Genomic DNA, 579 nt, shown 5'->3' on the forward strand with positions numbered 1-579 from the left:
GTATTGTTTCTGGTGCCCTCTCTCGCTCTTATCTCTCAAACAATTCGTGAATGGACAGAAGATACAGAAGTGCCTTTGCGTTCCTTTGCCGTGTGTTCGGATACACAAGTGGGTAAGCGTCGTAAGAATAATAAAAATGATGCTCTTGAATTTGATAGCTCTGATCTTGCCTTGCCTGCAACAACGGATGCAAAAGAACTGGCTAGCAAAGCGGGTAAGGTTTCACATGATCTGATGACCGTGGTGTTTTCTACTTACCATTCAATCCAAGTGATTTCGGATGCGCAAAAAAAGTATGATTTATCCGAATTTGATCTGATCATTTGCGATGAAGCCCATAGAACCACTGGGGCTTCATTGGGAACTGACGACAATGAATCTGATTTTATCAAGGTTCACGATAACAGCATCATTCAAGGCAAAAAACGTCTGTATATGACAGCAACGCCTAAGATCTTTACTGATGATGCCAAAAAGAAAGCCGATGAGATCAATGCTGTTCTAGCGTCTATGGATGATGAAGAGCTCTATGGAAAAGAGCTTTATACCTATACTTTCTCAAAAGCCGTTCAGAATGAA

1 protein-coding gene is annotated in these 579 nt (G+C 41.3%); it reads left to right on the forward strand.

Annotated elements, in window-relative coordinates; all coding sequences use genetic code 11:
* The coding region (locus tag ACFIO3_RS15235) for a DEAD/DEAH box helicase family protein (RefSeq protein WP_375704800.1) at positions 1-579 on the forward strand (579 nt) is incomplete at both ends.

It is taken from the genome of Bartonella sp. AD328YNZD, assembly GCF_042196425.1.